The organism is Teichococcus oryzae (assembly GCF_008386565.1).
Lineage (GTDB): Bacteria > Pseudomonadota > Alphaproteobacteria > Acetobacterales > Acetobacteraceae > Pseudoroseomonas > Pseudoroseomonas oryzae.
This window is the reverse complement of record NZ_VUKA01000003.1, coordinates 222,372-240,408: the sequence shown is the minus strand read 5'-3', so window position 1 is coordinate 240,408 and position 18,037 is coordinate 222,372. Positions and strand designations below refer to the sequence as shown.

22 protein-coding genes are annotated in these 18,037 nt (G+C 68.8%); 10 read left to right on the top strand and 12 right to left on the bottom strand.

From position 1 onward, the window contains the following. Positions 1 to 19 precede the first annotated feature (19 nt). Together F0Q34_RS09790 and F0Q34_RS09785 are read left to right on the top strand one after the other, a co-directional pair. A complete protein-coding gene (locus F0Q34_RS09790; RefSeq protein WP_149812019.1) occupies positions 20 to 301 on the top strand; it encodes a formate dehydrogenase subunit delta in 282 nt (93 codons plus the stop codon). 98 nt (positions 302 to 399) lie between these two features. Further along, the gene (locus tag F0Q34_RS09785) at positions 400 to 849 is read left to right on the top strand and encodes a cupredoxin domain-containing protein (RefSeq protein WP_149812018.1); all 450 of its coding nucleotides are present in this window, start codon (positions 400 to 402) and stop codon (positions 847 to 849) included. A gap of 51 nt (positions 850 to 900) precedes the next feature. On the opposite strand, the gene gfa is transcribed toward F0Q34_RS09785, so the two are convergent. After that, complete coding sequence (gene gfa / locus F0Q34_RS09780; protein ID WP_149812017.1) at positions 901 to 1,479, bottom strand: S-(hydroxymethyl)glutathione synthase; 579 nt, start codon at positions 1,477 to 1,479, stop codon at positions 901 to 903. A gap of 224 nt (positions 1,480 to 1,703) precedes the next feature. Between gfa and F0Q34_RS09775 the strand changes: the two genes are divergently transcribed. Both F0Q34_RS09775 and F0Q34_RS09770 read left to right on the top strand, forming a co-directional pair. Beyond that, positions 1,704 to 2,813, top strand: a complete 1,110-nt coding sequence (locus tag F0Q34_RS09775; RefSeq protein WP_149812016.1) for an S-(hydroxymethyl)glutathione dehydrogenase/class III alcohol dehydrogenase — start codon at positions 1,704 to 1,706, stop codon at positions 2,811 to 2,813. A gap of 141 nt (positions 2,814 to 2,954) precedes the next feature. Further along, positions 2,955 to 3,344 carry a c-type cytochrome gene (locus F0Q34_RS09770; RefSeq protein WP_149812015.1) on the top strand — a complete coding sequence of 130 codons (390 nt, stop codon included), beginning with the start codon at positions 2,955 to 2,957 and terminating at the stop codon, positions 3,342 to 3,344. A gap of 31 nt (positions 3,345 to 3,375) precedes the next feature. Here the strand turns inward: F0Q34_RS09770 and F0Q34_RS09765 are convergent, their stop codons facing one another. Together F0Q34_RS09765 and F0Q34_RS09760 are read right to left on the bottom strand one after the other, a co-directional pair. After that, on the bottom strand, positions 3,376 to 3,720 hold the full coding sequence (locus F0Q34_RS09765; RefSeq protein ID WP_149812014.1) for a hypothetical protein: 345 nt from the start codon (positions 3,718 to 3,720) through the stop codon (positions 3,376 to 3,378). Beyond that, entirely contained in the window at positions 3,717 to 4,385 is a 669-nt protein-coding gene (locus tag F0Q34_RS09760) for a hypothetical protein (protein ID WP_149812013.1), read from the bottom strand. Before F0Q34_RS09760 ends, F0Q34_RS09765 begins: the two co-directional genes overlap by 4 nt. Before the next feature lie 158 nt (positions 4,386 to 4,543). Here F0Q34_RS09760 and F0Q34_RS09755 point away from each other — a divergent pair, with 158 nt between their 5' ends. The 5 genes from F0Q34_RS09755 to F0Q34_RS09735 all read left to right on the top strand — a co-directional run bounded on the left by F0Q34_RS09755 (position 4,544) and on the right by F0Q34_RS09735 (position 8,711). Next, positions 4,544 to 4,747, top strand: coding sequence for a hypothetical protein (locus tag F0Q34_RS09755; RefSeq protein WP_149812012.1), 204 nt, complete (start codon positions 4,544 to 4,546; stop codon positions 4,745 to 4,747). 314 nt (positions 4,748 to 5,061) lie between these two features. Beyond that, positions 5,062 to 6,828, top strand: coding sequence for a methanol/ethanol family PQQ-dependent dehydrogenase (locus tag F0Q34_RS09750; protein ID WP_306419386.1), 1,767 nt, complete (start codon positions 5,062 to 5,064; stop codon positions 6,826 to 6,828). Positions 6,829 to 6,922: 94 nt separating this feature from the next. Beyond that, positions 6,923 to 7,342: a c-type cytochrome gene (locus F0Q34_RS09745; RefSeq protein WP_149812010.1), complete on the top strand. Its 420-nt coding sequence runs from the start codon at positions 6,923 to 6,925 to the stop codon at positions 7,340 to 7,342. A gap of 2 nt (positions 7,343 to 7,344) precedes the next feature. Then, positions 7,345 to 8,163 carry a quinoprotein dehydrogenase-associated putative ABC transporter substrate-binding protein gene (locus F0Q34_RS09740; RefSeq protein ID WP_149812009.1) on the top strand — a complete coding sequence of 273 codons (819 nt, stop codon included), beginning with the start codon at positions 7,345 to 7,347 and terminating at the stop codon, positions 8,161 to 8,163. Further along, positions 8,160 to 8,711, top strand: coding sequence for a PQQ-dependent catabolism-associated CXXCW motif protein (locus tag F0Q34_RS09735; protein ID WP_149812008.1), 552 nt, complete (start codon positions 8,160 to 8,162; stop codon positions 8,709 to 8,711). The genes F0Q34_RS09740 and F0Q34_RS09735 overlap by 4 nt, the downstream gene beginning before the upstream one ends. A 28-nt stretch (positions 8,712 to 8,739) precedes the next feature. Here the strand turns inward: F0Q34_RS09735 and F0Q34_RS09730 are convergent, their stop codons facing one another. From F0Q34_RS09730 to F0Q34_RS09710, 5 genes are read right to left on the bottom strand one after another with little or no spacing between them, the layout of a single operon-like run. After that, a complete protein-coding gene (locus F0Q34_RS09730) occupies positions 8,740 to 9,366 on the bottom strand; it encodes a hypothetical protein (protein ID WP_149812007.1) in 627 nt (208 codons plus the stop codon). Positions 9,367 to 9,371: 5 nt separating this feature from the next. Beyond that, positions 9,372 to 10,187: an ABC transporter permease gene (locus F0Q34_RS09725; RefSeq protein WP_149812006.1), complete on the bottom strand. Its 816-nt coding sequence runs from the start codon at positions 10,185 to 10,187 to the stop codon at positions 9,372 to 9,374. Further along, on the bottom strand, positions 10,184 to 10,984 hold the full coding sequence (locus F0Q34_RS09720; protein ID WP_306419385.1) for an ABC transporter ATP-binding protein: 801 nt from the start codon (positions 10,982 to 10,984) through the stop codon (positions 10,184 to 10,186). Before F0Q34_RS09720 ends, F0Q34_RS09725 begins: the two co-directional genes overlap by 4 nt. Further along, positions 10,981 to 11,964 carry a PQQ-dependent catabolism-associated beta-propeller protein gene (locus tag F0Q34_RS09715; protein WP_149812005.1) on the bottom strand — a complete coding sequence of 328 codons (984 nt, stop codon included), beginning with the start codon at positions 11,962 to 11,964 and terminating at the stop codon, positions 10,981 to 10,983. Before F0Q34_RS09715 ends, F0Q34_RS09720 begins: the two co-directional genes overlap by 4 nt. Beyond that, positions 11,949 to 13,136 carry an ABC transporter substrate-binding protein gene (locus F0Q34_RS09710; protein ID WP_241665416.1) on the bottom strand — a complete coding sequence of 396 codons (1,188 nt, stop codon included), beginning with the start codon at positions 13,134 to 13,136 and terminating at the stop codon, positions 11,949 to 11,951. Before F0Q34_RS09710 ends, F0Q34_RS09715 begins: the two co-directional genes overlap by 16 nt. Before the next feature lie 115 nt (positions 13,137 to 13,251). Between F0Q34_RS09710 and F0Q34_RS09705 the strand changes: the two genes are divergently transcribed. Continuing rightward, on the top strand, positions 13,252 to 13,728 hold the full coding sequence (locus tag F0Q34_RS09705; RefSeq protein ID WP_149812003.1) for a DUF3280 domain-containing protein: 477 nt from the start codon (positions 13,252 to 13,254) through the stop codon (positions 13,726 to 13,728). Between the two features lie 4 nt (positions 13,729 to 13,732). Here F0Q34_RS09705 and F0Q34_RS09700 read toward each other — a convergent pair whose 3' ends face one another. The 4 genes from F0Q34_RS09700 to F0Q34_RS09685 all read right to left on the bottom strand — a co-directional run bounded on the left by F0Q34_RS09700 (position 13,733) and on the right by F0Q34_RS09685 (position 18,026). Next, the gene (locus F0Q34_RS09700; RefSeq protein ID WP_161600818.1) at positions 13,733 to 14,545 is read right to left on the bottom strand and encodes a quinoprotein dehydrogenase-associated SoxYZ-like carrier; all 813 of its coding nucleotides are present in this window, start codon (positions 14,543 to 14,545) and stop codon (positions 13,733 to 13,735) included. Positions 14,546 to 14,550: 5 nt separating this feature from the next. Continuing rightward, the gene (locus F0Q34_RS09695; RefSeq protein WP_149812001.1) at positions 14,551 to 15,531 is read right to left on the bottom strand and encodes a quinoprotein relay system zinc metallohydrolase 2; all 981 of its coding nucleotides are present in this window, start codon (positions 15,529 to 15,531) and stop codon (positions 14,551 to 14,553) included. Positions 15,532 to 15,595: 64 nt separating this feature from the next. Continuing rightward, positions 15,596 to 17,233, bottom strand: a complete 1,638-nt coding sequence (locus F0Q34_RS09690) for a GMC family oxidoreductase (protein ID WP_149812000.1) — start codon at positions 17,231 to 17,233, stop codon at positions 15,596 to 15,598. Between the two features lie 10 nt (positions 17,234 to 17,243). Then, a complete protein-coding gene (locus F0Q34_RS09685; RefSeq protein ID WP_206667986.1) occupies positions 17,244 to 18,026 on the bottom strand; it encodes an SDR family oxidoreductase in 783 nt (260 codons plus the stop codon). Positions 18,027 to 18,037 lie beyond the last annotated feature (11 nt).

The following is an 18,037-nucleotide window of genomic DNA, read 5'->3' as shown; positions in this document are numbered from 1 at the left end:
GCTCGGTGGAGAGGGTGGCATGAGCGATGGCAAGCTGGCCCGCATGGCCAACCAGATCGCGGTCTTCTTTTCCGCCTATCCCGAGGCGGATGCCATCGCCGGCGTGCGGGACCATCTGCACGCCTTCTGGACACCGAAGATGATCGATGCGTTGCAGGTGCTGGCCGCGGAGGAGGAAGGCGAGGCGCTGCATCCGCTGGTCCGCAAGGCGATGGGTCCGGCGCCGGACGGGGATGATCCTGCCGCAAGGACCGTTGAGGGCCCCGACCAACTGGGCAGCCTGGCAAGCGACGCGGGATAAACGGCCGGGCCGGTGCCGGCACTTGAATGCCGGATCGGCATCCAGGCAGGATGATGGGCCGCGCTGAAGACGGCACATCATGACGGAGGAAAATGTCCATGGCCCAAGCCCAGAACCGGCGAAGCCTGCTGCTGTCCCTTGCCGTGGGGGGCGGCATCGCGCTGCTGTCCGGCAACGCCCTGGCGCGCGGCGACCTGGCGACCCGGGCGCAGCAACTGCCGCCCCTGATGATGGGGTCGGAAGGCGATGATTTCTCCATGTCCCAGCGTGAATACAAGCTGGAAACGGGCCGCTACTACCGCTGGCGCATTGGCGCGTTCGGTCGGCGTGAATACAACCTCGTCGCGCCGGAGTTCTGGCGCAATGTGTGGATCCGCCAGGTCGTCGTCGGCAAAACGGAAATCAAGACGCCGGTGCTGGAGGAACTGGATTTCGATGACGCGGGAGAGGTCGAGGTGTTCTTCGTGCCCATCCGCACCGGCAGCTATGCCTTTCGGGTGCGGGGACTGGAGGAACGCAACATGACAGGAAAGCTCATCGTCGAATAAAGGCGCTTCGGGGCAGGCGCCCCGGCGCCCACCCCGGGTTTACGTGCGGCGTCAGCGCGGCGTCACCCCCGCGGCCTTCGCCGTATGCGTGGCGATGGCATCCATCAGGGGAGGCGAAAGGCAATCATAGGGTTCCAGGTTCAGCTCCCTGAGGCGCGCCCGGATGCCGGACATGCGGTCAGGGCTGACGCCGGATTCGATCACGGAGGACACAAAGGCCGCGAATTCCGGCGGGGCCCAGCCATTCTCCTGGAAAAGCTCGGGGTGGACGAAATCCAGCCCGTAGAAGGGATGCTTCTGGTTCTCGATGCGGCCATACATATGGACGCCGCAGGCGGTGCAGGCATAGCGGCGGATCGCGGCGGTTGTGTCCACGACAGCCAGCTTGTCGCCATTCTCGGCAACTTCCAGCTTGTCCTGCGGAACCACGGCGACAAGGGAGAAGATGGCGCCATCCGGCTTCCAGCATTTGGTGCAGCCGCAGGCATGGTCATGCGCGACCTGGGTGGAAACGCGGACCTTCACCGGACGGTCCGAGCAGCGGCAAACCAGGGTTCCGCCGGAAAAGCTCGGGGAGGCTGCGGGCAATCCATGATCGACTGCAGGATGAAGCCTGATCGTATCAGACATTTCCTCACTCCTTTTGTTGGTTCCGGCTTGCCTTTGGCTGCGTTCCGGCGGTTCATGCGGCACGGGCGCAGACTGCAAGCGGCCGGCCAAGGATGAGACAGATGACGGCGGCAGGTAAAGCGCAATCGGCAACGACCGAGGTCCATGCCGAGTTGACTGCTGATCGGCGCTGGCCGATGCGCTAAGCTGAAGACCGGGTTTGTTGCAAGGGAGGGCGGTTCCCCATGAAGACGCGTGCGGCGATTGCGTGGGAGGCAGGCAAGCCTCTGGTGGTGGAAGAGGTGGATCTGGAAGGCCCGCGGGAAGGCGAGGTCCTTGTTGAGGTGAAGGCGACCGGCCTGTGCCACACCGACAAGTACACGCTGTCCGGCGCGGACCCGGAAGGCATCTTTCCAGCCATCCTGGGGCATGAGGGCGCGGGCGTGGTGCTGGAGGTCGGCGCCGGCGTGAAGACGCTGCGCCCCGGCGACCATGTCATTCCGCTCTACACGCCGGAATGCCGCGAATGCGATTACTGCCTGAGCCAGAAAACCAATCTCTGCCAGAAGATCCGCATCACGCAGGGGCGCGGCCAGATGCCGGACGGCACCAGCCGGTTCTCCTGCCGCGGCAAGCCGATTCATCACTACATGGGCACCTCGACCTTCGCGAACCACACCGTGGTGCCGGAGATCGCGCTGGCCAAGATCCGCCCGGACGCGCCCTTCGACAAGGTTTGCTACATCGGCTGCGGCGTCACCACGGGCATCGGCGCCGTGATCTACACCGCCAAGGTGGAGCCCGGCTCCAACGTGGTGGTGTTCGGCCTGGGCGGCATCGGCCTGAACGTGATCCAGGGCGCCAGGATGGTGGGCGCCGACAAGATCATCGGCGTCGACCTCAACCCCGCGCGCGAGGCCATGGCCCGCAAATTCGGCATGACGCATTTTGTCAACCCGAAGGACGTGCAGGGCGACCTGGTGGCGCATCTGGTGGAGCTGACCGGGGGCGGCGCCGATTATTCCTTTGAATGCGTGGGCAACACGACGCTGATGCGCCAGGCGCTGGAATGCTGCCACAAGGGCTGGGGCGTCTCCACCATCATCGGCGTGGCGGCGGCGGGGCAGGAGATCTCGACCCGGCCGTTCCAGCTTGTGACCGGACGGCGCTGGATCGGCTCGGCCTTCGGAGGGGCGCGCGGGCGCACCGACGTGCCGAAGATCGTCGACTGGTACATGGACGGCAAGATCAACATCGACGACCTGATCACCCACACCATGCCGCTGGAGAAGATCAACGAAGGCTTCGACCTCATGACCCGCGGCGAAAGCATCCGCGGCGTCGTCGTGTACTGAGAACGGAAGCCGCCTCCCGCCACATGCCGCCACGGAAACTCGGGCGGCACTGCCGGAAGGCGGCTTCATGCATGTGGCCGCCCGGACGTCCGGCGCCATGTTCGATCAAGTGAAGCCCAGCGGGAAAAGGACGAAAAGGGAATGCGCAAGCGGCATCTTTCTGTCGGCACGGTCATGGCGTCGTTGCTGCTCTACAGCCTGCCGGGACAGGCCCAGGACACGGCCGGAAGCGCGGAAGCAGGGCGGACCATCTTCAACCGCCAATGCCAGGTCTGCCATGCCGTGCAGGAAGGGCAGAACAAGGTCGGCCCAAGCCTGGCTGGCATTGTGGGGCGGAAATCGGCCGAGGCGCCGAAGTTCAACTATTCCCCCGCCATGAAGGGCGCCGACAAGACCTGGGACGCCGAAACGCTTGACGCCTATCTCGCCGATCCGCGCGGCTACATTCCCGGATCGCGCATGATCTATGCGGGCCTCAAGGACGCGAAGCAGCGGGCCGATGTGATCGCCTATCTGGGCACATTGAAATAGGCGGGGCGCGGGCCCCGGGAGGGTGCCCGCTTCAGAAGCAGCGCAGCGTCGCCTCGGCCTGGGCCTGGCGCAATGCCCCGATCGTTTGCCGCACTTCCGGAGGGTCACGGAAGATGGCCCCCCGCTCCCCCAATGTTCCGGCCTGCATCCTGAGCGCGGTCTCGGCGCCCTGATAGGTCGCGTAGGGCAGTTGCTCGGCGATGGCGTCGATGGCGCAGGAACATTTCTCCAGCGCCACCTGCGTGTTGCCGTTGGAGGCCATGCAGCCCAGCACGTAATCCGCCCGCGCGGCGGTGGGATAGTCGGAGGCCCGGGCCGCCGCGGCGCCGGCCGTCAGCACGGCCAGGGCGGCAAGCAGGGATCTTGTCTGGGTCACAATGCTTCACTCCCGGAATAGGTGATGGATTCGGCCATGGCGGGCCCGTCCTCCGCCGCCGGCACGGTGGTGAGCATCTGCAAGATTCCGCCAGGCACCGCGCCGGAAAGCACGAAGTCATAGCGCAGGCCCTGGAAGCGCCGCGCCCGCGGCTCGCCGCCATAGGGCATGACAATGATGCGCTGGGCGGCAACGGCGTGCGGCAGGGCGGCAAGCTTCACCTGTTCCTGCAGCGTTTCCGCTTCATCCACCAGGGCACGGCGGAAGCGCCCGCGGAACCAGTTCATGGAGCCGCCCGTCGCCGAGGCAAGCTCGCGGCTCTCCCGGTCCAGCGCGAACAACAACAGCGGATTTCCCTTGAAACCCAGCGCCGGCGGGTAGTTGATCCGGCGGTCGCCGGTCAGGAATTCGGCGTGAACATCGTGGCGCCCATCGTCCGAGACGCGCCGCACTTCCAGGACGATCCTGTCATCCACCGGCGCGCGTCCCGCTTCCTCGCGCCGGAAGGCATAGCTTAGCCGTGTCGGCTGCTTGATGGAGGCGAGGTGCGGCGTTTCGAACAAGGCGATCTGCGCCGGGCTGAGCGGCGGAACCTCGGCGGCGATGCTGCGGTATGCCGGGCATGCGGTGGCCAGCAACAAGGCCATGCGTCTGGTGATGGGCACCGTTTTCTGTTCCTCCCCGCAGGATACAAGGCCAGACTTGCGGCCAGCATCATCCATTCTGCCATCGATTCGGCCAGCTTGCATGTGCCACGGTCGGGATCGGAATCGCGGATGCCGGCCTGTTCCATCCTGTTGCCCCGAGCCCGAGCGGAAATGCCATGATCGACCTCATCCTGACCGTCTGCCTGTTGTCCGCGCCCGCGGCCTGCCGCGAGGAATGGCCGCAGGCCGCGGGAGAATCCCTGACCGGCTGCCTGACGCAGGGGCAGTTCCGGGCAGTGGAATGGGCCCTCCAGCATCCCGGCTACCGCGTCGCCGAATGGCGCTGCCAGCCGCGCGCGGCCCGCAAGACGCCGATCTGAAGGGTGCCGCCGCAAGCAACTCGCCACGAGCATGAAGCTCGTTTGCTGCGCTGCAATGTCGCAAAGCGGGCTATCCGTGGAAGGGGTTTCGGCCCTGACCGCGCGGCAGGTCGTTTTGGTTTCGCTTTAGTCTTGCTGCTTTCCGCAAAAGCACCATACCATTCCGGCGGGCGGCATCTTTCCTGTTCCGGGTGGCGGGTGGCTTGAGGACCCGCGGGGATCGTCGGACGCCCACAACACCAAGAAGCAACGTCGGGCGGCCGCGCGGCCGACCCTTGGCGGAAGGGATGGCAGCCATGTTCAGGAAAATCGCTGTGTCGGCAGCGGCCTTGGGCCTCTGCATCAGCGGCGCCAGCGCCAATGAGGAATTGCTGCGGCTGCAGCGGGACCCCAATCAGTGGGTCATGCCGACCGGCAACTATGCCAATCACCGCTACAGCGAGCTGAACCAGATCACCCGGGACAACGTGGCGCAGCTCCGGCCAAGCTGGAGCTTCTCCACCGGCGTCCTGCGCGGCCATGAAGGCGGCCCGCTGGTGCTGGGCGACATGATGTATATTCACACGCCCTTTCCCAACAAGGTCTTCGCGCTCGACCTGAAGGAGCCGGGCAAGATCGTCTGGCGCTATGAGCCGAGCCAGGACCCGAGCGTCATCGCCGTGATGTGCTGCGACACCGTCAACCGCGGCGTTTCCTATGGCGACGGCAAGATCATCCTGGCACAGGCGGATGCCAAGGTCGTCGCGCTGGACGCCAAGACCGGCAAGGTCGCCTGGTCCGTGACGAATGGCGACCCGGGGAAGGGCGAAACCATGACCGCCGCGCCGATGGTGTTCGGCGACAAGGTGCTGGTGGGCATCAGCGGCGGCGAGTTCGGCGTCCGCGGCCATGTCACCGCCTACAACCTGAAGGACGGCTCGATGGCCTGGCGGGCCTATTCGGTCGGGCCCGACAACGAGATCCTGTTCGATCCGCAGAAAACCACCAGCCTCGGCAAGCCGGTCGGCCCCAACAGCTCCCTGCAAAGCTGGGAAGGCGACCAGTGGAAGATCGGCGGCGGCACCACCTGGGGCTGGTTCTCCTACGATCCCGAGCTGAACCTGGTCTATTACGGCAGCGGCAACCCAGGCACCTGGAATCCGGCGCAGCGCCCCGGCGACAACAAATGGTCGATGACCATCTTCGCCCGCGATGCCACGACCGGGCAGGCGAAATGGGTCTATCAGATGACGCCGCATGACGAGTGGGATTATGACGGCGTCAACGAGATGATCCTGTCCGACATCAATGTGCGCGGGCGGCCGGTGAAGGCGCTGGTACATTTCGACCGCAACGGCTTCGGCTACACGCTGAACCGCGAAACGGGCGAGCTGCTGGTCGCCGAGAAGTTCGACCCGGTGGTGAACTGGGCCACCAAGGTGGACATGCAGACCGGGCGCCCGGAGGTGGTGAAGGAGTTCTCGACCCGCCAGGGCGGCGAGGACACCAACACCCAGAACATCTGCCCGGCGGCGCTCGGCACCAAGGACCAGCAGCCGGCTGCCTTCTCGCCGCGCACCAGCCACTTCTATGTGCCGACCAACCATGTGTGCATGGATTACGAGCCGTTCCGCGTGTCCTACACGGCCGGCCAGCCCTATGTCGGCGCCACCCTGTCGATGTTCCCGCCCAAGGGCGCGCAGCACATGGGCAATTTCATTGCCTGGGACGCCAGCGAGGGCAAGATCCTGTGGAGCAAGCCGGAACGCTTCTCCGTCTGGTCGGGCGCGCTGGCGACGGCGGGTGACATTGTCTTCTACGGCACGCTGGAAGGCTATCTGAAGGCGGTGGATGTGAGGGACGGCAAGGAACTGTTCAGCTACCGCACGCCTTCGGGCATCATCGGCAACGTCAACACCTATACCCATAACGGCAAGCAATACATCGCCGTGCTGTCCGGCGTCGGCGGCTGGGCCGGCATCGGCATGGCGGCCGGCCTGCAGGGCGACACAGAGGGCCTGGGCGCGGCCGGTGCCTACCGGTCGCTGGCCAACTACACCCAGCTGGGCGGTGTGCTGACCGTGTTCGCGCTGCCCAACTGAACCGTTCTTCGCAAGGGCCTCAGGATCTGCCGCGGGCCGGTTCCCCTCAGGGGCCGGCCCGCCTTGTTCTGGAATCGGATGGAGACGTGAATTGATGAGGTTTGCAGGGATGCTGGCCGCCGGGGCGATCACCCTGGCCTTGGGAATGGCCACGCAACAACCGGCCCATGCCGAGGACAAGCCTTACCAGGTCCAGGATGGAAAGGTCGATCGCGGCACTTACAATGGCTATCGGCGCTACGGCAATGCCTGCGAACGTTGCCATGGCCAGGACGGCGCCGGCAGCAGCTTCGCGCCGAACCTGACGGAATCGCTGAAGCGCCTGTCGCATGAGCAGTTCATGGAGGTGGTGATCAACGGCCGGCAGAACGTCACCTCCTCGCAGCAGAGCGTCATGCCGCCGTTCGGCCAAGTCGAGGATGTGGTTCTCTACATCGAGGACATCTACGCCTATCTGAAGGCCCGCTCGGATGGCGCCATCGGTCCCGGCCGGCCGCAACGGATGGCGAATTAGCCATGCGCGCATTCCTGGCCGCGGCGCTGGTGCTCGCCGGCTTCGCGCCGGCGGCGGTCCGGGCGCAAACGGCGGAGCTGGTGCCGCCGGACGAACTGCGCGTTTGCGCCGATCCCGCCAACCTGCCTTTCTCCAACGAACGCGGCGAAGGGTTCGAGAACCGCATCGCCCTGCTGCTGGGGGAGGCGCTGGGCCTGCCGGTCCGCACCGTCTTCTTTCCGCAGGTGCAGGGCTTCGTGCGCAACACGCTGGGCCTGCGCCGCTGCGACCTGGTGATGGGGACCGTCGCTTCCGACGAGCTCATGCAGAACACCAACCCTTATTACCACACCACCTATGTGGCGGTGTTCCGCAAGGATGCGGCGCCGCCGGAGGATTTCAGCGACCCCTCGCTGCGCAAGCTCCGCTTCGGCGTGGTGGCGCGGACGCCGCCGGTCGATCTGCTGCTGCGCAACGGGTTGCTGGACCGCACCCGCTCCTACGCCCTGGCCGTGGATACGCGGGTGGAGTCTCCGGCGTCCCAGATGCTGCGGGACGTGGCGGCGGGGGAACTGGACGTGGCGCTGGTCTGGGGGCCGATCGCCGGCTACCAGATCCATGTGCAGCGCCTGCCACTGGCGATGCGCGCCTTGCCGAGCGCGCCCGGGGCGGCGCGCATGGATTACCGCATCACCATGGGTGTGCGCGCCAACGAGCCGCAATGGCGGCGGCGCATCAACGCCGCCATCCGCGACAAGCAGACTGAGATCGGCGCGGTGCTGCGCGAATACGGGGTGCCGGTCCTGGATGCCAGCGGGCGGATCGCCCCCGGCACGCCATGATGCCTGGGCGGCGGCTGGCCTTGCTGCTGCTGCCGGCCTGGATGGCCATCGCCCGGGCCGAGCCTGTTCCTGTGCCGGATGGCTTCAGGATGGGGGAATATCGCGCGCCGACGCCGGCATGGGTGCCGGGCGCGGTGACCCTGGACACGCCGGAGGCCGAGGCGCTGTGGCGCCAGGGCATGGCCGTGTGGATCGACGTCCTGCCGGTGGCGCGGCGCCCTGAGGGCCTGCCTGACAACAGCCTGTGGCGGCCGGCGCCACGCCTCGGCATCCCCGGAAGCCTGTGGCTGCCGGAGGTGGGGCGCGGCACCATCACGCCTGCGCAGGAAGCCTGGCTGCGCGGGACGTTGATGACAATGGCCGGCGGCGGCCGTGACAGGCCGGTGGTGTTCTACTGCCTGTCGGATTGCTGGATGAGCTGGAATGCCGCGTTGCGCGCCGTGCAATGGGGCTGGACTGCGGTGCGGTGGTATCGTGACGGCACCGATGGCTGGGAAGCCGCCGGCCTGCCCACGGAGGAGCTGCGGCCGGCGCCGGGCATGCCCTGAGCCCCGGCGCCGGCCGGGGAAGGGCTTGTCACGGCGCTTCGGGCAGCGCCGCCTGGAAGGCGCGCGCATAGGCGCCGAAGCGGGCTTCCAGCCGCACAGGCGCCTCGCACATGTAGCGCATGGTCCGCTCGGCATCCTGGAAGGTCTTGGTGGCGAAAAACAGCCGCTGCTGCAGCTCCTCCCGCCGTGCCGCGGCTTCTCCCTTGGCCTCGGGGTCCATGGCGTCCAGCTGCTCGGACAACTGGCGCACCGTTTCGGCCAGGCCGCGCTGGCGGCGCGCGAAGCCGCGGATGGATTCGATCAGCCCGCTGCGCGTCCGGTTGGTTTCCGCCAGCGTGCCGGACACCGCCATGGGCAACAGGCGGCGCCGTGCCTCGGCATCCAGCGGCGCGGCGAAGCCCTCGATCGCCCGCACGCCTTCGGCATCCGGAACGGCGCGGGGGGCGATGGCGGACACCAGCGCCGCGACCTTCGGTTCCTGTCGCCAGGAGCCATCGGCCGGCAGGGCGGGGCCTGACCAGATGCTGCCGGCGCTCAGAACCGGCACCAGGCGCTGCACGCAGGGCCAGTCGGGGTCGTTGCCGGTGGCGCCCCGGGCCGCCGGGGCGCCAAGCAGGCCAAGCACCAGGCCAACCGTCAGCAGGCTTTGTCGCATGGTCCTCATGCCGGGTTTGGCGGCGCCCCGCGCCGTCCGATGCCACCGATCGCCGGATCATAGGCCAGCACGGCCAGCGCGCCAAACACCAGCATCGCGCCGCCCACGACCGCCGCGGAAACCGGCTCGATCCGGCCGTAAAGCGCGAAGCGGATCAGTTCCACCGCATGGGTGAAGGGATTGGCATGGCACAGGGCCCACAGGACGGGGCTGGCTTCCCGCACCCGCCACAGCGGATACAGCGCGGAAGACGCGAAGAACATCGGGAAGATCACGAAGTTCATCACCCCCGCGAAGTTCTCCAGCTGGCGGATGCGGGCCGAAAGCAGCAGGCCCAGCGCGCCGAGCATCAGCCCGGCCATCAGCAGCGCCGGCAGCACCAGAAGATAGCCGAGGGGCGGCGGCCGCACCTCCCAGAACCACGCCACCAGCAGGAATGCATAGACTTGCAGAACCGCCACCAGCACGGCGGCCAGAAGCTTGCAGCCGAGCAGCCACCAGCGCGGCAGCGGGCTGGTCAGCAGCATCCGCATGCTGCCCATCTCCCGGTCATACACCATGGAAAGGCTGCTCTGCATCGCCTGGAACAGCAGCACCATGGCGCACAGGCCGGGCACCACATATTCCTCGTACATGACATAGGTCTGGTAGGGCGGGATGATGGAAACGCCTAGCACGAAGCGGAAGCCGGAAGCGAAGATCAGCAGCCATACCAAGGGCCGGACCAACGCGGAGAAGAAGCGGCCCCGCTGTTGCAGGAAGCGCAGCGCTTCCCGCCGCGTGATGCCTTCCAGGCAGCGCAGATAACGCAGGCCGCTCATGCACCACCTTTCCATGCTTCATCGGTGAGGCGGGCGAAGGCTTCGCGCAGCGTGCCGCCGCCGCCTTCGGCCAGCACGTCCCGCAGGCCACCGCTGGCACGCACCCGCCCCTCCTGCAACACGATGAGGCGTGAATTCTCGTCCACCTCGTCGATCAGGTGGGTGGCCCACAGCACGGCAAGGCCTTCCTCGCGGCACAGCCTGCGCACATGGCCGAGCAGAAAGGAACGGCTGGCGGCATCCAGCCCAACCGTGGGCTCGTCCATCAGCAGGAGGCGGGGGCGCGTCAGCAGGGCGCGCGCCATCTCCACCCGCCGCCGCTGCCCGCCCGACAGCTTGCGCACCGCGTCCCCTGCGCGATCCAGCAGGCCGATCCGTGCCAGCTCCTGTTCGGCGCGCCGCCGTCCCTCGGCACGGCTCAGTCCATGCAGGGCGGCGCTGTAGGCGAGGTTCTGCCGCAGGCTGAGATCAGGATCGAGGGTCGGCTGCTGGAACACCACGCCGAGCTGCGCCAGCGCCTGGCCGGGATGCCGGCGAAGCTCGGCACCGAAGATGCGGATGCTGCCCTGGCGTGCGTCGAACAGCCGCGTCACCAGGGCGAACAGCGTGCTCTTGCCGGCGCCGTTGGGCCCGAGCAGCACCGTGAACTCGCCCGGCATGACGCGCAGCGACACATCATGCAGAGCGTGCTTCGGGCCATAGGCGTGGGAAAGGCCGCTGACCTCCAGCGCCGGCGGGGCCGCGCCGCTGGCGCCATGGCTGGCGGCCACCAGCGGATGCGGCGCCACCACGCTCACGGCTTCACCACCACTCCCCAGGGCGCGCGCCCCACCGGCACGGAATGCGTCACGCGCTGCGCCGCCGTGTCGATCACCGACATGTCGTTGCTGACGCCGTTGGTGGTGAAGACGCGCTTGCCGTCCGGCGACAGCGCCACGTTCCAGACCCTTTGCCCGACCAGCAGGTAGCGCTGGACCTCAAGGCTGCGCGTGTCCACCACGGCGACGCGGTTGGATGGGCCGAGCGCCACATAGGCCAGCCGGCCATCGGCGGAGAACACCAGCCCCACGGGCTGCACCGCTTCCCGCGGGACGCCGGGCACGTTGAACTCCACCGTGCCGGCGATGGAATGCCCGGCGGCATCGATCACGCTGACCGTGCCGCCGATCTCGGCGGAAACCCAGAACCGCTTGCCATCCGCTTCCCACACCGCTGCGCGGGGGCGGGCGCCGACCAGAACATTGGCGATGATCTCGCCCGTGTCCGTGTCGATCACATGCGCCATGTTGGTGGTTTCGGAGGTGTTCACCAGGAACTTGCCGTCCGGGCTCAGCCCCATGCCTTCCGGCTCGACGCCCACCGGGATCTCGGTGAGCACGGCGCGCTGCTCCACATCCACCACGGTGACGAGATTGTCATCCTCGTTGGCGACATAAAGGCGCTTGCCGTCCGGGTGCAGCGCCAGCAGCTCGGGGTCGGAGCCGCTCGGCAGGTGCTGCACCACCTTCCAGGATTCGAGGTCGAGCACATCGATGCGGTCACTGTCGCCGACGCAGACGTAAAGCTGCCGGCCATCCCGCGACAGCACGATGCCGCGCGGCCGCTCCCCCACCGCGACGGTGTGCGTGATCTTCAGCGTGGCGCCGTCGATCACGGAGATGGTGTTGTCCTTTTCGTTGGAAACAAGAATGGTTTCGGCGCGTGGCGCTTCCGTGACCAGCAGCGGAAGCAGTAGCGCGGCGGCGCTGAGGGCGCCTGCGATCAGCGGAACTGGCATTGTGTCTCCGGCTTGTCGGTTCCAAGGGTATCGAGCTCCGAGAACTGGTGCTGGAAGCCCTGCTGCGGCGAAACCGAGACAAGGCTCCGCTCATCGGCCAGCAGCACTGGCTGGCGCAGCTGCCCGTCCCATTCGCGGAAGGAAAGCGGCACGCCCTTGAAGCCCGCCAGCTCGAAGCGGGGCTCGCGGATCCGGGCGACGATCGTCGCGGGATCGGTGCTGCGGGTGCGTGTCGCGGCTTCGCCCACCGCGCGCAGCGCCAGCCACGCGGCATGGTCGCGCGGCAGCATCCAGCGCTTGGCGCGCGCCAGGAAGCGGCGCTGCAACTGCGTCGCGCCCCATTGCTCATGCGGGCGGGCCCAGCTTGTCGGCACCAGGCCATGCGTGCCGGCCACCGGCCTTGGCTCGGTGGTGCGGTAGGCAACGTCGAAGCCCCACTCGCCGGCCTCGTCCGCTACCACCACGATGTCATGCGCGGGAACGCCCTGGGTGAAGCGCGCCACCTCGGCGGCGATGCCGTAATGGCCGGTATCGACGCGCCGGGCGCCGGGATCGAAGGTCCAGGGCTTGTCGGCGACGATGCGCAGCTGGAACTTGCGCGCGGTATTGCGGATCGCCTGGGCATAGAGCTTGTCGCCCTCTGACGGGCCGCTGATCAGCAGGATGTTGCGCCAGCGGCGCGCCGCCAGGAACTGGCCCAGCGCATCGGCCTGCATGGCGCGGGAGGGTGGCAGGTGCAGCACGTTGCGGCGGCAGGATTCGTTGCGCAGCGCATCATCCGGCGCGCGCACATTGAACAGCGTCAGTTCGCGCGCTTCCGGCAGATCCGCCGCGTCCAGCAATTGTTGGGCCGGCAGGTCGGCCACCACCAGGCGGATGCCGGCGCTTGCCAGGTCGCGCAGGGCCGGCAGCACGGCCTCCGGATCGGAAAGGCGGCGCTCCTCCAGGATGAAGCGCTGGCCGGTGAAGCGGCCGGTGCTGTCATTGTCGGCGATGCCGAGGCGGGCGCCCTGCAGGCCCTCATCCTCCGGCGGCGGATCGAGAGCGGTGTTGGCCACCGGGCGGGGAACGGCCAGTCCCAGATAGCCCACCCGCAACGTTGCCTCGGCGGACAGTGCAGGCGCGGCGGCAAGCAGCAAGGAAGCCAGCGCCAATGCGCGGACTGCGATCAAGCCAGATCCTCCCTTGTCCTGGCCTGTCGGCACTGGCGCGCCGGCAGGCCTTTGCCCAGTGTTGCGCGCATCCATCCGTTTCAGCAATGATTAGATGACAAAAAGGAAAGCTGAGATGCGCAGAAGGCCTTTTCTGCTGGCTGGCCTTGTTGTTCTGCATGGCACCGCATCCGCCGCGGACCCGCCGCGTCTGGCGGTGTTTCCGCTGGAACTGTACGACACATCCGGACAGCCGCCGCGGCCCGAGCAGGCGGCGCGGCTGGAAAGGCTGACCGCCGAGCTGAGCGACGCCCTCGCTGCATCCGGCCGCTACACGGTGCTGGCGGCCAACTCCCCGGCCGGCGCCGCCATCCGCAACTGCAATGGCTGCGAATTGCCGGAGGCGGCGCGGCTCGGCGCCGAGCTGACCATGTCGGGGATGGTGCACAAGGTCAGCAACCTGATCCTGAACATGACGCTGACGCTGCGCGAGGCGCCATCCGGCGCGGTGCGCGGAAGCTGGACCGCCGACTTCCGCGGCAACACCGACGAAAGCTGGCAGCGCGCCCTGCGCTGGCTGCTGCGCCACCGTGTTCTCGCGCCGCCGGGCTGATGCATCAACCCGCCGGCTGCAAGGTCCAGCGCTGGGTGAAGCGGCGGTCGCGGTTGTCTTCCGCTTCCAGCACCAGTTCGCCGCCGGGTTCGCCAGACAGCAGGAAGCCGAAGGTGGGGTTCTCGGCGATGGAGATGTCGCTTTCCACCTCCAGCACCGGAACGCCCGCATAGGTGACGCGCAACTGGCGGACGAACTCGGCCGGGATGGACAGGCGCGTCAGCTGGTCGATCTGCAGGCCGGAGGTGTTGGGGTGGCTCAGCGCCACCTCCACCGGCACGGGGCGACCGGCCACCGGCGGCCCCTCGGGCAGGGAAAGCCGGGCACGGCCCATGCGCTCCCGCGCCGCGCGCAGGTCGCTGCCCATGGGCGCGGAACAGCCGCCCGATGCCTTGATGAAGCGTCGCGTCATCAGCAGGCGGCCATCGGCGGTTTCCGCCACGGCGTGCAGAAAGGTGTAGGCGTCGATGCGGACGCGCGTGCCGACCTGCCGCAGCCCGCCCGGCCCGGCCAGGAACACGGCGGCGAGGGGCGAAGGGTTCTCGTCGATCACCAGGCTCAGCCGGCGCACCGAGGGCGCAAGATCCGGGCCCGCCGCGATGGAAACCGGCACCGCGCCGGCATCCAGGGCGCGCGGCGGGGCGGTGATGGCGAGGGTCGCCTCGGCCACCTCCTCGACCAGCCGGTCGCCAAAGATCAGGCCGCGCAGGTCGGCCCAGCGCTCGGCGCGGCGCGGCTCCTCCTGCGCCAGGGCGGGCAAGGCGGAGGAAAGGGCGGTGGCGGCCCCTAGCGCCAGCAGCGGGCGGCGAAACATCATCGGCTTCACTCCCATTCCAGTTGCCGGTAGGCGGCCGTGACATTGCGGCCATGATGCAGTTCCGCCAGGCGCCATTGCGCCGCCTGGGCGGTGGCGACGCGCCCCGGCGCCTCTGCCAGGCCGATGCCGGCGCGCAGGGCGGCGCGGGTTTCGTCCCGCAGGGCGGTCAGGTAGTCGCGCTCCGCCCGCGCGGCGGCGGGCCAGGGCAGGGCGGCGGGACCATGCCCGGGCACGGCGCGCGGCGCCGGGATGCCGCTGAGCGTGTCGAGCACGCGCAGCCAGCCATGCAGGTCGCCATCCAGCGTCGGGATGTGGCCGGCGAACAGCAGGTCGGACAGCCACAGCGTGCCGGTGGCGTGGTCCAGCAGGCTGAGGTCATTGTCGGTATGGGCCGGCGGATGCGCCCGCAGCGCCAGCACGCGGCCGCCGAGGTCCAGCCTATCCTCTTCCATCACCAGCCGGGTCGGCGGCAAGGGGCCGCTGCCTTCCGCGGCGGCGCCCAGCTCCCGCCGCAGCAGATCGGCATAGAAGGCGCCGCGCTGCGCCAGGAATTCGGGCAGCCGTGCATGGCCGATCACCTCCGGCCGGAGATCCGCGAAGGCCGTGGCCCCCATCACATGGTCGGGATGGCCATGGGTGAGGATGACGTGGCGCACCGGCGGCACGCCGCGCGCCTCGATGGCCCGGCGCAGCTGCCGGCCATGCGCCAGGCTGCCGCCGGGATCGATCACCGCCGTGGCCGAGGCGCCCGCCACGAAGCCGGTATTGGCGATGGCGTTGAGATTGGCGGCCGAGGCTTCCTCGATCCGGCCCGGCAGCACCCAAAGGCCGGCCGCCACTTCCACGCAATCATCGGATGCGGCCGCCATGGCCGCCACGGGCGAAAGGCCAAGCCCCAGCAGCAATGCGCGCCGCGATGGGCGCGGCGCCACGTCGCAAAACGCGCCACGGCGCGGCCCGGCGATGGGCGGCGTGCTGCGGTGCATGCTGTTCCTTCCCGCCAGCACCGTTGGGCTGGCGGTACGAAGCTTGGTGCCGCGGGCGCGGAAGTCAATCCGTCCCGGCGGCCACAGGCGCAGCGGTGGTCCTCGCATCCTCCCCAATCAGCTCGGCGGCGCGCTCGGCCAGCATGATCACCGCCGGCTGGATGTTGCCGGACGGGATCAGCGGAAAGGCCGAGGCATCGGCGACCCGCAGCCCCTCCACCCCGCGCAGACGCAGCCGGGGGTCCAGCACCGCCGCATCGTCGCTGCCCATCCGGCAGGTGCCGCAGGGATGGTACACGGTGGTGCCGGCGGCGCGGATGTAGTTCATCAGCGCCTCGTCATCCTCCACCTCGCGCAGCGGCGCGGTTTCCAGCTCCACCAGGCTGGCGAAGGGAGCGGTGCGGCCGATGCGGCGGCCCAGCCGCGCCGCCGCCAGCATCACCTGCTGGTCGCCCGGCGCGTCGAGGTAGTTGGCGTGGATCACCGGCTTCTCGGCGGGGTCGGGCCCGCGCAGCCGGATCTCGCCGCGGCTGTCCGGGCGGCACTGGCCGAAATTCAGCATCATCCCCGGCTCCGGCGTCAGCACATAGCCGGCCGAGGCCAGGGCGAAATTGATGAACTGAAACTGCACCTCCGCTTCCTCCGCGCCCGGGGTGACGCGGGCGAACAGCGTCGCCTCGGTGGCGCCGACGGCGAGCGGGCCGGCGCGGTGCCAGGCATAGCCGCAAACGGCGCGGGCCAGGGCCCAGCGGCTGGCCATCATCTCGTTCACCGTGCCGGCGGCGCGGGTGCGGAAGGCGAGACGGGCGATCAGGTGGTCCTGCAGGTTGCGGCCGACCCCCGGAAGATGGCGGAACACCGCGACGCCCGCCGCCCGTAGGTCGTCGCCATCGCCGAGGCCGGACAGCATCAGCAGCTTCGGCGTGGCGATGGCGCCGGCGCACAGCACCACCTCGGCGGTGGCATGGAATTCCTCATCGGCGTCGCTGCCGGCGCGGCGCGCCACCACGCCCACGGCGCGGCCGTCCCGCAGCAGCAGGCGCCGCGCCTCGATCCCGGTCAGCACCCGCAGATTGGGCCGGCGCCGCGCCGGATGCAGATAGGCGCGCGCCGTGCTGAAGCGCCGGCCGCCGCGCACATTCATCTGGATCGGCATCACGCCGTCAATGGCGCCGTCATTCATGTCGCGGTTGCGGGGGAAGCCCAGCGCCTCGCAGGCGGCGATAAAGGCGGCGGCGCCCGGCGACAGGCGGCTCACGGAGGAAACCGGAAGGGGGCCGCCGCGCCCGCGCGTTTCGCCCGGCTCGCCGGCCCAGTCCTCCATCCGCCGGAAGAAGGGCAGCACCTCCTCATGCGACCAGCCCCGCGCGCCCGCCTGCGCCCAGCGGTCATAGTCGCGCGGCGAGCCGCGCAGGAACACCAGCCCGTTGACCGAGCCGGAGCCGCCCAGCACCTTGCCGCGCGGCCAGCGGATGCTGCGGTTGTCGAGGTTGGGCTCCGCTTCCGTGGCGAAGCCCCAGTCATAGCGGCCGCTGGCGAAAAGCCGCGCATAGCCGGCGGGCACATGGATCCAGATGTCGCGGTCGCCCGGGCCCGCTTCCAGCAGCAGCACCCGGTTGCGCGGGTCTTCCGACAGGCGCGCCGCCACCACGCAGCCGGCGCTGCCGCCGCCGACCACGATGTAATCCGCTGTCTCGCTCACACCCGGTTCCTCAGGTCATCATCATGCCGCCGGCGACATCCACGACCTGCCCGGTGACAAAGGACGCCTCCCCGGAGGTGAGGTAGAGCGCCAGGTCGGCCACTTCCTCCGGCCGGCCGAGGCGGCGCAGCGGCGTCGCCTCCACCTGGCCACGGTTCACTTCATCGGACACGGTGCGGATCATCGGCGTGTCGATGCGACCCGGCGCGATGGCGTTGACGCGGATGCCGTAAGGGCCAAGCTCGCCCGCCAGATGCTTGGTCAGCCCGATCAGCGCCGCCTTGGTGGCCGCGTAATGCGCGCCGACCACGGGGGAATAGGTGCGCCCGGCCACGGAGGCCATGTTGACGATGCTGCCGCCCGTCTCGCGCATGCGCGGGGACAGCAGGCGGATTGCGTTGAAGCAGCCATTGAGGTTGACGGCGACGACGCGGTTCCATTCCTCCGGCGTCATCTCGAACACAAGGTGGGCGCGGCCATCATGCTTGGGGGAGATGCCGGCATTGTTCACCAGCGTGTCGAAGGGCTGGCCCAGCGCCGTCTGCATCGCGCCCACCGCCGCCGAAAGGGAGGCATAGTCGGCCACGTCGGCGGTGGCGGCGGTGGCGTCGCCACCCTCCTGGCGGATCGCTGTGGCCACGGCCTCGGCGCGGCCCGGCACCGCGTCCAGCACGCCCACGGCGGCGCCGCGGCGGCCAAAGGCGGCGGCGATGGCGGCGCCGATGCCCTGGCCCGCGCCGGTGACAAGAACGAAGCGCCCGGCATGGCTGGGGCGGGCCGCAAGATCCTGCATCGGCATGGCTT